The 12,721-nt window shown below is 64.2% G+C and carries 12 protein-coding genes; 7 read left to right on the top strand and 5 right to left on the bottom strand.

Annotation, left to right across the window (positions count from 1 at the left end; translation table 11 throughout):
• The first annotated feature begins 11 nt into the window (after window positions 1–11).
• Window positions 12–503, top strand: coding sequence for a GNAT family N-acetyltransferase (locus tag AAV94_RS00690; protein ID WP_046740403.1), 492 nt, complete (start codon window positions 12–14; stop codon window positions 501–503).
• Window positions 504–545: 42 nt separating this feature from the next.
• On the opposite strand, the gene dapB is transcribed toward AAV94_RS00690, so the two are convergent.
• Window positions 546–1,361: a 4-hydroxy-tetrahydrodipicolinate reductase gene (gene dapB, locus AAV94_RS00685; RefSeq protein ID WP_084824654.1), complete on the bottom strand. Its 816-nt coding sequence runs from the start codon at window positions 1,359–1,361 to the stop codon at window positions 546–548.
• A 114-nt stretch (window positions 1,362–1,475) separates the two neighbouring features.
• A complete protein-coding gene (locus AAV94_RS00680) occupies window positions 1,476–2,036 on the bottom strand; it encodes an outer membrane protein assembly factor BamE (RefSeq protein ID WP_046740401.1) in 561 nt (186 codons plus the stop codon).
• Between the two features lie 104 nt (window positions 2,037–2,140).
• Here AAV94_RS00680 and fur point away from each other — a divergent pair, with 104 nt between their 5' ends.
• Window positions 2,141–2,581, top strand: a complete 441-nt coding sequence (gene fur / locus AAV94_RS00675) for a ferric iron uptake transcriptional regulator (protein WP_046740400.1) — start codon at window positions 2,141–2,143, stop codon at window positions 2,579–2,581.
• A gap of 31 nt (window positions 2,582–2,612) precedes the next feature.
• On the opposite strand, the gene hprK is transcribed toward fur, so the two are convergent.
• Both hprK and AAV94_RS00665 read right to left on the bottom strand, forming a co-directional pair.
• A complete protein-coding gene (gene hprK, locus AAV94_RS00670) occupies window positions 2,613–3,575 on the bottom strand; it encodes an HPr(Ser) kinase/phosphatase (protein WP_046740399.1) in 963 nt (320 codons plus the stop codon).
• A 146-nt stretch (window positions 3,576–3,721) separates the two neighbouring features.
• Complete coding sequence (locus tag AAV94_RS00665) at window positions 3,722–4,213, bottom strand: PTS sugar transporter subunit IIA (RefSeq protein WP_046740398.1); 492 nt, start codon at window positions 4,211–4,213, stop codon at window positions 3,722–3,724.
• 283 nt (window positions 4,214–4,496) lie between these two features.
• Here AAV94_RS00665 and leuS point away from each other — a divergent pair, with 283 nt between their 5' ends.
• Both leuS and AAV94_RS00655 read left to right on the top strand, forming a co-directional pair.
• On the top strand, window positions 4,497–7,208 hold the full coding sequence (leuS, locus tag AAV94_RS00660; RefSeq protein WP_046740397.1) for a leucine--tRNA ligase: 2,712 nt from the start codon (window positions 4,497–4,499) through the stop codon (window positions 7,206–7,208).
• A gap of 46 nt (window positions 7,209–7,254) precedes the next feature.
• Window positions 7,255–7,755 (top strand): LPS-assembly lipoprotein LptE, encoded by a 501-nt coding sequence (locus tag AAV94_RS00655; RefSeq protein WP_046740396.1) that lies wholly within the window; start codon window positions 7,255–7,257, stop codon window positions 7,753–7,755.
• A gap of 24 nt (window positions 7,756–7,779) precedes the next feature.
• On the opposite strand, the gene AAV94_RS00650 is transcribed toward AAV94_RS00655, so the two are convergent.
• The gene (locus AAV94_RS00650) at window positions 7,780–9,084 is read right to left on the bottom strand and encodes a replication-associated recombination protein A (RefSeq protein ID WP_046740395.1); all 1,305 of its coding nucleotides are present in this window, start codon (window positions 9,082–9,084) and stop codon (window positions 7,780–7,782) included.
• Window positions 9,085–9,268: 184 nt separating this feature from the next.
• Here AAV94_RS00650 and AAV94_RS00645 point away from each other — a divergent pair, with 184 nt between their 5' ends.
• The 3 genes from AAV94_RS00645 to aspS all read left to right on the top strand — a co-directional run bounded on the left by AAV94_RS00645 (window position 9,269) and on the right by aspS (window position 12,721).
• The gene (locus AAV94_RS00645; protein ID WP_046740394.1) at window positions 9,269–10,462 is read left to right on the top strand and encodes an MFS transporter; all 1,194 of its coding nucleotides are present in this window, start codon (window positions 9,269–9,271) and stop codon (window positions 10,460–10,462) included.
• 95 nt (window positions 10,463–10,557) lie between these two features.
• Window positions 10,558–10,854: an FmdB family zinc ribbon protein gene (locus AAV94_RS00640; protein WP_046740393.1), complete on the top strand. Its 297-nt coding sequence runs from the start codon at window positions 10,558–10,560 to the stop codon at window positions 10,852–10,854.
• A 70-nt stretch (window positions 10,855–10,924) separates the two neighbouring features.
• Complete coding sequence (gene aspS / locus AAV94_RS00635; RefSeq protein WP_046740392.1) at window positions 10,925–12,721, top strand: aspartate--tRNA ligase; 1,797 nt, start codon at window positions 10,925–10,927, stop codon at window positions 12,719–12,721.

Genomic DNA, 12,721 nt, shown 5'->3' with positions numbered 1-12,721 from the left:
GGTTGCGTCACATGGATACCTCGGTTGCCATAGAGCTGCGTTTTGCGCATAGCGCGGCAGACTATGCGCAAGTGCGTGAACTGCTGCAGGAGTATGTCCAGACCCTGGATGTGGCTCTGGATCTGCAGTCTTTCGAGCAAGAGCTGGCGCAGTTGCCGGGCGAGTATGCCGAGCCGCACGGCTGTCTGGTGCTGGCGCATGTCGATGGTGCTCCCGCAGGCTGCTGCGCCATGCGCCCACTCGTTGCCGCTGACTATTCCAACGCAGCGGAGATGCGCCGCCTGTATGTGCGCAAGCCTTTTCGCGGATTCGGTCTGGGGCGCCAGCTCGCGCAGTGCGTGATGGAGGCTGCGCAAATTGCAGGCTACTCATGCATCCTGCTGGACACGCTCGGAACCATGGATGCAGCGCGCGCGCTCTATGAGGATCTGGGCTTCGAGGAGATCGACGCCTATTACTTCAATCCGCACCCGGATGCCTTCTATTTCAAAGCGGACCTGTGATGGCCGCAATAGGGGGCCGACTTGGGCCGGCCCGGTTAGGCCCTAGTTGCGCAGTCCGAGCACATCGAACATGTCGAACAGTCCTGTCGTGCGCGTGCCGAGAAACTCGGCAGCGCGCAGGCTACCCTGGGCGTAGCCCGCGCGGCTGCTGGACTTGTGGCTGATCTCGATGCGCTCGCCGGTGCCGGCAAATAGCACGGTGTGGTCGCCCACGATGTCGCCGCCGCGGATGGTGGAAAAACCGATGGTGGAGGGGTCGCGCTCGCCCGTATGGCCGTAGCGTTCATAGACCGCGCAGGTCTTGAGATCACGTCCCAGTGCCTCGGCCAGTATCTCGCCCATCTTCAGCGCGGTGCCGGAAGGGGCATCGACCTTGTGGCGATGGTGGGCTTCGATCACCTCGATGTCATAGCCGGTCGACAGCGCCTTGGCGGCCAGTTCCAGCAGCTTGAATGTGACATTGACGCCCACGCTCATGTTGGGCGCAAAGACGGTGGCGTGGCGGGTCGCAAAATCGGCAATGCGTGTCTTTTGCGCATCGTCGAAGCCGGTTGTGCCGATGACGGCCTTGACGCCGAGCCGGTCACATGCGGAGAGGTGCTGCAGCGTGCCTTCAGGGCGGGTGAAGTCGATCAGCACGTCAGCGCCCGCAAGTCCGGCTTCGATGGAGTCGGTGATGGCCACACCGGTAGGCGTGCCGACGAAGGCGCCGGCATCCTGTCCAATGGCGGCAGAGCCCGGCCGGTCCAGCGCGCCGCTGAGGCGGTGGCGACCGTCCTGCAGGATGGTCTGGATCAGCATCTGGCCCATGCGGCCACTGGCACCGGCGATGGCAATGTTCAGAGCGTGGAGGGGCATTGTGAAGGGGCGGGCGGAAAGTGGAAAAGCGCGCATGCGGCCCGCATGGCGAGTGCCATGCGCATGCCAGTGGCGAGGGAGAGGAGCTGGCTGCGCGGCGAAAAGGCGCCGCGCCTACTCCAGCGGCGGGTAGTAGCTGCGTGGCTGCGCCGAGGAGGCAGGGTTGGCCGACCGCGCCGGGCCTGCTTCGCCCGAGGCTTCATCCGGCTTGGGCGCATAGCGCTCCAGCTGCTCGGGCGAGGCTTCCAGCACCGGCACCTTGGGCGTGCGGTTGCGCGCGCCCAGCATGGCGACGAACTCGGTCTCGGAGGGCATTTCATCGCCTTCGACACGCTCAAGTACGAAGCCGCTGAAGTAGACGGTCAGATGCTTGTCCTCGATCTCCACCCCCTTGCGGCGGATGGTGAACACATAGTCCCAGCGGTCACTGTGAAACAGGCTGGTCACCAGCGGCGAGCCGAGGATGTTGCGTACCTGCTCGCGCGACATGCCTGGACGCAGGGCCTCGACCTGCTCGCGCGAGACGAAATTGCCCTGCACTACCTCGATCCGGTAGGGCGTAATCGCATCGACCAGCCGATGGCTGGTACGATTGAAGCTGCCGCAGCCGGCAAGTACGAGGGCAGCCAAGACGACACCAAGCGCTTGCACACCAAGCTTTGGACTTTGGGACATCACAAGTCAGTATCCTGTGGTAAAAATTGACCAATCAGAGCATTGTAGCGGCAGCACCCGTGCTGGCCACAAGCGCCCTGTCAGATCACCGAGACGGACACCAAATGGCGACCAACAACATTGAAGAACTCAAAAGCACCGGCCTGAAGGCGACGCTGCCGCGGCTGAAGATCCTGGAGATTTTCCAGAAGGCCACGCGCCGGCATATGACGGCCGAGGACGTCTACCGCATTCTGCTCGACGAGCGTTCCGACATCGGTCTGGCGACGGTGTACCGCGTGCTGACCCAGTTTGAGCAAGCCGGCATCCTGGATCGCCGCAATTTCGAAAGTGGCAAGGCTGTCTACGAGCTCAACGAAGGCCAGCCGCATGACCACATGGTCTGTACGGCTACCGGGCGCGTGGAGGAGTTCTACGACGCCGAGATCGAGCGCAGGCTCAAGGCCATCGCCGAAGAGCGCGGCTGGACCGTGCATGATCACGCCATCACCATCTACGGGTTCAGCCCGGAAGCGCGCAACAACTCCCGGGATCGGGACCGCTAGCGCCGCGCCTGAAAAGATCGTAAACAGGTTCTTACCCGGAATTGCGCGGGGCGTTGCCGTTCATCGCCTCGTGTTGGCGCGCAACGAACTCGCGGTAGGTGTCGATGCCGCGCAGCTGCAGGATGTAGTTGCGCACCGCTGCTTCTACCAGCACTGCGATGTTGCGCCCGGCCATCACCTGAATGATGGCCTTGCGCACCGGCACCCCCAGAATGGTTTCGGTCAGCGGCGCATGGGGCAGCCGTTCGTGGTCGCGCTCCATCGTCTCGTGCCGCACCAGATGCACGATCATGCGCAGCCGCATGCGCCGCCGCACAGCGGTCTCACCAAAGATGGCGCGAATATCCAGCAGGCCGATACCACGTACCTCCAGCAGGTTCTGGATCAGGGCTGGACATTTCCCTTCGAGCGCGTTCTGGTTGATCTGCACGATATCCACCACGTCGTCGGCCACCAGACCGTGCCCGCGCGTGATCAGCTCCAGGCCCAGTTCGCTCTTGCCCAGGCCTGACTCTCCGGTGATGAGCACGCCCACACCCAGGATGTCCATGAACACGCCGTGCAGGCTGGTGGAGGCGGCAAACAGCTTGAACAGGTAGCTGCGCATGACGTCGATCACATAGGCGGAGGAAGCCTGCGTGGCGAACATGGGAATTTGCGCCGTCTCGCACATCTGCATCAACTCGTCCGGCGCCTGCTGGCCGTCGGCCAGCACCAGCACGGGGGGTTCCAGCGAAGTGATGCGTGCGACACGACGCGCGCAGTCCTGCGACGTGGCGTTGGTCAGGTACTCGATTTCGCGCTGACCGAGTACCTGGGCACGAAACGGATGGATGTAATTGAGGTAGCCGACCAGATCGGCGCTGGCACGGGCCGACTGCACGGCACGCTCGTCGAAGCGGCGCGCATAGGCGTCGCGCCCGGCAATCCAGCGCCATTGCAGTGCGTCGGCGAACTCATCGAACAGGGCCTGGGCGCTTACGGTGTTGGTCATGTGTGAATCCGGTCGAATGAGGGGCGCTTGCCGGAGCGCCGCCGCCGTCACAACATGCTGCGCCGCCCGATAGGCGGTGGCAGCGTGGCTTGCCGCATGAAGTCGCCCGTAGCCATGCGCGTGGCGGGGGCACGCGGCAAGCTGGCCTAATGGTGCTCTGCGGCTTCCAGCTGGCCGGACTGCGAGGATTTCCAGCCAACCACCAGCGCGTGCAGCTGCGCCTGATCGCGGCAGGCGATCATGGCATCACGCACATCCACGTTGCTCAGCAGTTCGGCAATTTCCGAGAGGATTTCCAGGTGCTTTTCCGTCGCAGCCTCGGGGACCAGCAGGAAGATCAGCAAACTGACCGGCTGCTCGTCGGGCGCATCGAAACCGATCGGGTTCGCCAGCTGGAATACTGCTGCCATGGGCGATCGCAGTCCCTTGATGCGGCCGTGCGGAATGGCCACGCGGTGGCCCAGGCCCGTCGAGCCGAGGCGTTCGCGGGCAAACAGGCTGTCCGTCACCACGGCGCGCGAGAGCCCGTGCAGGCTCTCGAAGAGCAGGCCAGCTTCTTCAAACGCGCGTTTCTTGCTGGTGACTTCAACGTTCACCAGCACGCGCTCGGGGGGGAGGATGGCAGCTAAACGGTTCATAAGTGGTCAGACATTATGCACGGAGCGCGCAATTTAACAGTAATTCACCGATATTGGGTCAACGCTGTGAGCCAATATGCGTTCCGCGCGAAAAAACGCTGCATTGTCGGACGGATTGTTGGCCTCATGGACGCAACAGGCGGCACACATATTGTGATGGCAGAGGTATCGCGGCCAAGCTGACCGGCAACGGCAGCATGCACCGATAAAATGCCGGATTCGGCCCGGCGCAGGCATTTGCCACGCCAAAGCGCGGCCGCCGCCCTCACATCTGCCCATCGCCATGCAAGAAAAATACGATCCCGCCGCCGTCGAAGCCGCTGCCCAGGCGCACTGGCGCGCCCAGGATGCCTACCGCGTCACCGAGGACGCTGGCAAGCCCAAGTATTACGCCTGCTCCATGCTGCCCTATCCCAGCGGCAAGCTGCACATGGGGCATGTGCGCAACTACACGATCAACGACATGCTGGCGCGCAGCTTGCGCATGAAGGGCTACAACGTTCTGATGCCCATGGGCTGGGATGCGTTTGGTCTGCCGGCGGAGAACGCGGCACTGAAGAACAAGGTGCCGCCAGCCCAATGGACCTACGACAACATTGCCTACATGAAGCGGCAGATGCAGGCCATGGGCCTGGCCATCGACTGGAGTCGCGAGATCGCCACCTGCCAGCCCGAGTACTACAAGTGGAACCAGTGGCTGTTTCTGAAGATGCTGGAAAAAGGCATCGCCTACCGCAAGACGCAGGTGGTGAACTGGGATCCGGTGGACCAGACGGTGCTGGCCAATGAGCAGGTCATCGACGGGCGTGGTTGGCGCACCGGGGCGCTGGTGGAAAAGCGCGAGATCCCCGGCTACTACCTCAAGATCACCGATTACGCGCAGGAGCTGCTTGATCACGTGCAGATCGGCAACGACAAGGCCACGCTCGATGGCTGGCCGGACAAGGTGCGCCTGATGCAGGAGAACTGGATCGGCAAGTCCAGCGGCGTGCGCTTTGCCTTCACCCACACCATCCAGGGCGCCGATGGCCAGCTGATCCAGGACGGGCGCCTCTACGTATTCACCACCCGCCCCGATACCATCATGGGCGTGACCTTCTGCGCCGTTGCGCCCGAGCATCCACTGGCTGCGCACGCGGCGGCTGGCAATGCGAAACTGGCCGCCTTCATCGAGGACTGCAAAAAGGGCGGCAATACCGAGGCGGAGCTGGCGACCAAGGAAAAGGAAGGCGTGCCCACGGGCCTCTTCGTCACCCATCCGCTGACCGGCGAGCAGGTCGAGGTCTGGGTTGGCAACTACGTGCTGATGAGCTATGGCGATGGCGCCGTGATGGGGGTGCCTGCCCACGACGAGCGCGACTTCGCATTCGCGAAGAAATACGGGTTGCCGATCAAGCAAGTCGTGGCGGTGGAGGGGGAGGCATTTTCCACCGACGCCTGGCAGGAGTGGTATGGCGACAAGCAAAAGGGCGTGTGCATCAACTCCGGGGTGCTCGACGGTCTGGGCTACTCCGACGCGCTGGAGAGGGTGGCGGCATTGCTGGCCGAGAAGGGCCTCGGCGAGAAGCAGACCACCTGGCGCCTGCGCGACTGGGGCATCTCGCGCCAGCGCTACTGGGGCACACCCATTCCCATCATCCACTGCGAGGATTGTGGCCCGCAGCCCGTGCCGGAAAAGGACCTGCCCGTCGTGCTGCCCGAAGGGCTGGTGCCCGATGGCTCCGGCAACCCGCTCGTTAAGTGTGAGGCGTTCCATGCTGGCGTAGTCTGTCCCTGCTGCGGCAAACCGGCGCGGCGCGAGACCGACACCATGGACACCTTTGTCGATTCGTCCTGGTACTTCATTCGCTATTGCGATCCGCACAATGCCGAGCAGATGGCCGCCGATGGCGCCAGGTACTGGATGCCGATGGACCAGTACATCGGTGGCATCGAACACGCCATCCTGCACCTGTTGTATGCGCGCTTCTGGACCAAGGTGATGCGCGACCTGGGGCTGGTGGCGATCGACGAGCCGTTCAAGCGCCTGCTCACGCAAGGCATGGTGCTCAACCACATCTACAGCCGCCGCACCGCCAAGGGGGGCAAGGAGTACTTCTGGCCCAAGGATGTGGAGAACGTGCTGGACGATGGGGGCAAGATCATCGGTGCCCGGCTCAAGGTGGCGGTCGACAGCGCTGACGGCCTGCTGCCGGCGGGCACGCCCATCGACTACGAGGGCGTGGGCACCATGAGCAAGTCCAAGAACAACGGCGTCGATCCGCAGGACCTCATCGCCCGCTATGGCGCCGATACGGCGCGCCTGTACACCATGTTCACCGCGCCGCCGGAGCTGACGCTGGAATGGAACGATGCGGCCGTCGAAGGCAGCCACCGCTTCCTGCGTCGCGTCTGGGGCTTCGGCACCCGACTGGCTGGGCCGGAAGTGGCGGCCGCGATTGCAGGGCTTGATCGCACTGCGCCGCCGCAGCGTGCGTGGAGCAAGGCGGCCAAGGCGCTGCGACTGGAAGTGCACACCGTGCTCAAGCAGGTGGATTTTGATTACCAGCGCATGCAGTACAACACAGTGGTCTCCGGCGCCATGAAGATGCTCAATGCCATGGAAGGCTTCAAGCCCGGCGAGGCAGGGGAGGCAGCGCCCGACCTGCTGGCCGTGGCCGAATCCTTTGGCATCCTGTTGCGTGTGCTGTATCCGGCCACGCCGCACATCACCCACGCCCTGTGGACGCAGCTGGGCTATGACAAGGTGTTCGGTGAGCTGCTCAATGCGCCCTGGCCGCAGGTTGATGCGAAGGCGCTGGAGCAGGACGAGATCGACTACGTGCTGCAGATCAATGGCAAGCTGCGCGGGACGATTGCCGTGCCTGCTGCGGCCGACAGGGCCGCGATCGAGGCCGCCGCACTGGCCAGCGAGGCCTTCGCTAAGCAAGCCGGCGGTGCTGCGCCGAAGAAGATCATTGTCGTGCCCAAGAAACTGGTGAACATCGTCATTTGATGGCACCATCCAGCGTCCTGTGAATACTGCGAACGGAGTCCTCGCCATGCAACGCCGCCGCTTTCTGACCTTCGCCTCCGCAGCCGCCGCGGGGTGTGCGCTCTCGGCCTGCGGCTTTGCGCTGCGTGGCAGGCAGGACTTTCCGTTTCAGTCGCTGTTCATCCAGGCGCAGCAGCAGTCGCAGCTGGCGCGCCAGCTGCAGCGCATGCTGGAGGCATCCGGCGTGACCGTGCTGCGTGCCCCTGACCATGGCCCCCAGGAGGCGCAGGCGGTGTTCGAGCTCCTGCAGGAATCGCAGGAGCGCGCCGTCATCAGCCAGTCGGCCACCGGCAGTGTGCGCGAGTTGCAGCTGCGCCTGCGCGTGCGCTACCGCTTGCACCGTGGCGATGCGCAGGCTGCCGAGGAGGTCGAGCTGCTGCAGACCCGCGACCTGAACTACGACGAATCGTCGGCGCTGGCCAAGGAAATGGAAGAGCAAATCCTGTTTCGTGACATGCAGCTCGATCTGGTCGGCCAGATCGTGCGGCGCCTGAGCCTGGCGCAGTGACCGCGCGCCGACCCTCGGCCGGTGTCATGTTTTGTCCCGTGGGGCCTGGGCATTGCGGCGACGCAGCTCGGCCAGTTTCTCGCCGATCTTGATCTCCAGTCCGCGCGGCACCGGGCGGTAGAACCCTGGTGGTGCCATGCCATCGGGCAGGTAGTTCTCGCCGGCGGCAAAGCCATCTTCCTCGTCGTGCGCGTAGCGGTAGCCCTTGCCGTAGTCGAGCTGCTTCATCAGCTTGGTGGGCGCATTGCGCAGATGCCGCGGCACGGGGCGGGTGCTGTCCTGTTTGACGAAGGCCTTGGCGGCATTGAACGCCTTGTAGACGGCGTTGGACTTGGGGGCCATGGCCAAGTACACCATGCACTCGGCCAGCGCCAGCTCGCCTTCGGGCGAGCCCAGGCGCTCGTAGGTCTCGGTGGCGTCCAGCGCCAGGCGCAGCGCACGCGGGTCGGCCAGCCCGACGTCCTCGGTGGCCATGCGGATCATGCGGCGGGCGATGTACATCGGGTCGACGCCGCCATCGAGCATGCGCACCAGCCAGTACAGCGCTGCATCCGGGTCGGAGCCGCGCATGGACTTGTGCAGTGCGCTGATGGTGTCGTAGAACTGCTCGCCGCCCTTGTCATAGCGGCGCATACGCTCGCCCAGCACGCGCTGCAGCCAGGCTAGCGTGACGTTATCGCGCTGTTCCTGCCTTGCTGCCATGGCCAGCGTCTCCAGCGTGTTGAGCAGGCGTCGAGCGTCGCCGTCGGCATACGCCAGCAGCTGGGCGAGTGCCTCCTCGTCGATGCCTGGCACGGCTCCGATGGCCTGGGCACGCGCGACGATCTGGCGCAGGTCCTGCTCCGACAGCGGCTGCAGCACATAGACGGCCGCGCGTGAAAGCAACGCTGAGTTGACCTCGAACGAGGGGTTTTCCGTGGTTGCGCCAATGAAGGTGAACAGCCCGCTTTCCACGTGCGGCAAGAACGCATCCTGCTGCGCCTTGTTGAAGCGGTGTACCTCGTCCACAAAGACGATGGTGGCCTGCGGTGCCAGCCCGTCGCGTGCCTTCTGGGCTTGCTCGACCGCGTCGCGGATTTCCTTGACGCCGCCGAGCACGGCGCTGATGGAGATGAACTGGGCATCAAACGCGTTGGCCATCAGGCGGGCAATGGTGGTCTTGCCCACGCCTGGTGGGCCCCACAGGATGCAGCTGTGCGGGCGGCCCGATTCGAACGCCAGCCGTAGTGGCATGCCTTCGCCCAGCAGATGCTGCTGGCCGACGACATCCGCCAGCGTGCGCGGACGCAGTTGTTCCGCAAGGGGTTGGTGCAGGGGTAAGGCGCTCATCTTCTTGGCAACAGGGCAACGCGCCGTGGCTGGCGCGCCGCGCGGGCAGCGCGCTGCGTTATCGAAATGCCGTGGCGCAGCAAGCCATCATATCGACACGCGACCTACGTTTCACGCGTGGTGGCCTTGTGGCCGGGAGTGCCTGTCTACAATCTCCCGCTCCTTGACTCTCAGGCGCCCTGGCATGACCCGCACGCAGCTGTTTCGACTGGTGATCGCGCAGGTGTTTCTGCACGCGTCGATGACGGGACTGCGGCTGGCTACGCCGTTGCTGGCGCTGAGCCTGGGCTACAGCCCGGGCGCCGTCGGTGCGCTGATTGCGCTGTTCGCCCTGAGCCAGGTGTTTCTGGCGATTCCGGCTGGCAAGTATGCCGATCACCATGGCCTGCGCAGACCCATGGGCTTTGCCGTCAGCGCCGCCGCACTCGCACTGACGCTGGCTGCCATCTTTCCCTACGTGCCGATGCTGTGCGTGGCCGCCTTGATGAGCGGCGCATCGGCAGGAGTAACGACCATCGTGCTGCAGCGCCACATCGGCCGGGCGGCGCGGTCGGCGGCGCAGCGGCGGCTCTTTTTCAGCTGGCTGGCGATTGCGCCTGCCGTATCGAACTTTCTCGGGCCATTTGGTGCGGGGCTGGTCATCGACCATGCTGGCCGGACACCCAACGACTTACTGGCTTTTCGCGTGTGCTTTGGCCTGCTGGCGCTGCTGCCGCTGCTGGCCTGGCTGCTGCTGATGCGCGTGCGGGAGCTGCCCTACGAGCCGGTCAATCCCCATGCGGCTCCCACCCATGCCTGGGACCTGCTGCGCCTGCCGAATTTCCGCTACATCCTGTTTGTCAACTGGCTGCAGTCTGCCTCGTGGGACATCCACGCCTTTCTCGTGCCGGTGCTGGGGCACGAGCGGGGGCTGAGTGCCTCGATGATCGGCACTATCTTGGGCGCCTTTGCGGTGGCGGCGGCAGCGATCCGTATGAGCCTGCCGGTGATCGCCGCACGCTTTGCGGAAAAGCAGGTCATTGCCGCCTCGTGCGTGATCACGGTCCTGGTATTTGCCGTCTATCCGCTCGCTGGCGGGCCGGTTGCCATGGTGGCATGCTCGGTTGTGCTGGGCGCCGCGCTGGGCTGCGTGCAGCCCATGATCATGAGCCTGCTGACGCAGGTCACGCCTGCCAGTCGGCAGGGTGAGGCGCTGGGGCTGCGGCTGATGGCCATCAACGCATCCAGTTTTCTCATGCCGATGGTGGCCGGCTCGTTTGGCGCACTGATTGGCGTGGCCTCGGTGTTCTGGGTGGTGGCGGCACTGGTGGCTGTGGGCGCGCCGGTCGTGCGGCGCATCACCTTGCCAGCCGAGGAGTCCCGCCCTGTCGACGGATAAGCGGCCATCGCGCACGCCCTGCCAGTGCCATGCGCCACGCCTATAATTGCAGGCTTTTGCGTGTTTTCCCGCACTTCATTCTTTGTGACTTTGCTATGCCAATCTACGCTTACCTGTGCACCGATTGTGGCTTTCGCAAGGATGTGCTGCAGAAAGTCACCGACGCGGCCCTGACCACATGCCCACAATGCGGCAAGGCGGCTTTTCAGAAACAGCTTTCGGCGCCGAGCTTTCAGCTCAAGGGCACCGGCTGGTACGCCACGGATTTCAAGAACAGTGGCAAACCGGCCGCATCCTCTTCCTCTGCCGCGCAGTCTGATGGCGCTGGCAACGCGGCCGCCTCGGGCGGCGCCAGCAAAGCTTCCACCGACACCGCCAGCGCCGCTGCCTGAGGCAGCGTGTTGACACTCTTGCGACCTGCACCCCCGGCTGCCTGTCAGCCAGAAACGGAACCTTCTCTCCATGGCAACCCGCACTGAATACTGTGGCCTGATTACAGAACGACTGATTGGCCAGACCGTGACCCTGTTTGGCTGGGTCAACCGCCGCCGCGACCATGGCGGTGTGATCTTCATTGATCTGCGGGATCGCGAGGGGTATGTGCAGGTCGTCTGCGATCCGGACCGCCCCGAAATGTTCGCCACCGCCGAGACCGTGCGCAACGAGTTCTGCCTGCAGGTCACCGGCGTGGTGCGCGCGCGCCCCGAAGGCACGGTCAACGACAGCATCACCAGCGGCAAGATCGAAGTGCTGTGCCAGGAGCTGACGGTGCTCAACCCGTCGGTCACGCCACCGTTCCAGCTCGACGAGGAGAACCTCTCGGAGACCACGCGGCTGACGCACCGGGTGATCGACCTGCGCCGCCCGTATATGCAGCGCAACCTCATGCTGCGCTACCGCGTCAGCATGGCTGTGCGCAAGTTCCTGGATGCGCACGGCTTCATCGACATCGAAACGCCGATGCTGGGCAAGAGCACGCCGGAAGGCGCGCGCGACTACCTGGTGCCAAGCCGTGTGCACGACGGCCAGTTCTACGCGCTGCCGCAGTCGCCCCAGCTGTACAAGCAGATGCTGATGGTGGCGGGCTTTGACCGTTACTACCAGATCACCAAGTGCTTCCGCGATGAGGATCTGCGCGCCGATCGGCAGCCCGAGTTCACGCAGATCGACATCGAGACCTCCTTCCTGGGCGAGCAGGACATCCGCGACCTGTTCCAACGCATGATGAGCGAGGTGTTCAAGCAGACGCTGGGCGTGGATCTGGGCGAGTTCCCGGTGCTCACCTATGCGGAAGCTGCGCGGCGCTTTGGTTCGGACAAGCCGGACTTGCGCGTCAAGCTGGAGTTCACCGATCTCAAGGACGTCATGGCCGATGTGGACTTCAAGGTCTTCTCCGGCCCTGCCACGCAAGCCAATGGCCGCGTGGTGGCATTGCGCGTGCCCGGTGGTGCAGCCATGCCGCGCAGCGAGATCGACGCCTATACCGAGTTCGTCAAGATCTACGGCGCCAAGGGCCTGGCGTGGATCAAGGTCAATGAAATTGCCAAGGGCCGCGATGGCCTGCAGTCGCCCATCGTCAAGAACCTGCACGACAAGGCCATTGCCGAAATGCTCGCACGCACCGGCGCGCAGGATGGTGATCTGCTGTTCTTCGGTGCGGACAAGGAAAAGATCGTCAACGACGCCATTGGCGCGCTGCGCGTGAAGATCGGTCACAGCGAATTCGGCAAGTCCCATGGCCTGTTCGAAGACCGCTGGGCGCCGCTGTGGGTGGTGGACTTTCCAATGTTCGAGTACGACGAGGACGAGCAGCGCTGGAACGCCATGCACCACCCCTTCACCGCCCCGAAGGATGGCCATGAGGAATACCTGGCGACCGACCCGGGCAAGGCTGTGGCCAAGGCCTACGACATGGTGCTCAATGGCTGGGAGCTGGGCGGCGGCTCGGTGCGTATCCACCGCGCCGACGTGCAGAGCAAGGTGTTTGCCGCCCTCAACATCAGCGAGCAGGAAGCGCGGGCCAAGTTTGGCTATCTGCTCGATGCGCTGCAATACGGCGCGCCGCCGCATGGCGGGCTGGCATTCGGCCTGGACCGGCTGATCACGCTGATGACCAGGGCCGACTCGATCCGCGACGTGATTGCCTTCCCCAAGACCCAGCGGGCGCAGGATCTGCTGACGCAGGCGCCCTCCGAGGTCGATGAGAAGCAACTGCGCGAGCTGCACATCCGCCTGCGCAACCCGCTGCCTGCGCAGTGA

It is taken from the genome of Lampropedia cohaerens, from assembly GCF_001005215.1.
GTDB classification, from domain to species: domain Bacteria; phylum Pseudomonadota; class Gammaproteobacteria; order Burkholderiales; family Burkholderiaceae_C; genus Lampropedia; species Lampropedia cohaerens.
This window is presented reverse-complemented; position numbering and strand designations above follow the sequence as displayed.

Coding starts and splice junctions, on each gene's coding strand:
- AAV94_RS00690 (WP_046740403.1), top strand. CDS start 12: ATGGATACCTCGGTTGCCATAGAGCTGCGTTTTGCGCATAGCGCGGCA.
- dapB (WP_084824654.1), bottom strand. CDS start 1,361: ATGCCCCTCCACGCTCTGAACATTGCCATCGCCGGTGCCAGTGGCCGC.
- AAV94_RS00680 (WP_046740401.1), bottom strand. CDS start 2,036: ATGTCCCAAAGTCCAAAGCTTGGTGTGCAAGCGCTTGGTGTCGTCTTG.
- fur (WP_046740400.1), top strand. CDS start 2,141: ATGGCGACCAACAACATTGAAGAACTCAAAAGCACCGGCCTGAAGGCG.
- hprK (WP_046740399.1), bottom strand. CDS start 3,575: ATGACCAACACCGTAAGCGCCCAGGCCCTGTTCGATGAGTTCGCCGAC.
- AAV94_RS00665 (WP_046740398.1), bottom strand. CDS start 4,213: ATGAACCGTTTAGCTGCCATCCTCCCCCCCGAGCGCGTGCTGGTGAAC.
- leuS (WP_046740397.1), top strand. CDS start 4,497: ATGCAAGAAAAATACGATCCCGCCGCCGTCGAAGCCGCTGCCCAGGCG.
- AAV94_RS00655 (WP_046740396.1), top strand. CDS start 7,255: ATGCAACGCCGCCGCTTTCTGACCTTCGCCTCCGCAGCCGCCGCGGGG.
- AAV94_RS00650 (WP_046740395.1), bottom strand. CDS start 9,084: ATGAGCGCCTTACCCCTGCACCAACCCCTTGCGGAACAACTGCGTCCG.
- AAV94_RS00645 (WP_046740394.1), top strand. CDS start 9,269: ATGACCCGCACGCAGCTGTTTCGACTGGTGATCGCGCAGGTGTTTCTG.
- AAV94_RS00640 (WP_046740393.1), top strand. CDS start 10,558: ATGCCAATCTACGCTTACCTGTGCACCGATTGTGGCTTTCGCAAGGAT.
- aspS (WP_046740392.1), top strand. CDS start 10,925: ATGGCAACCCGCACTGAATACTGTGGCCTGATTACAGAACGACTGATT.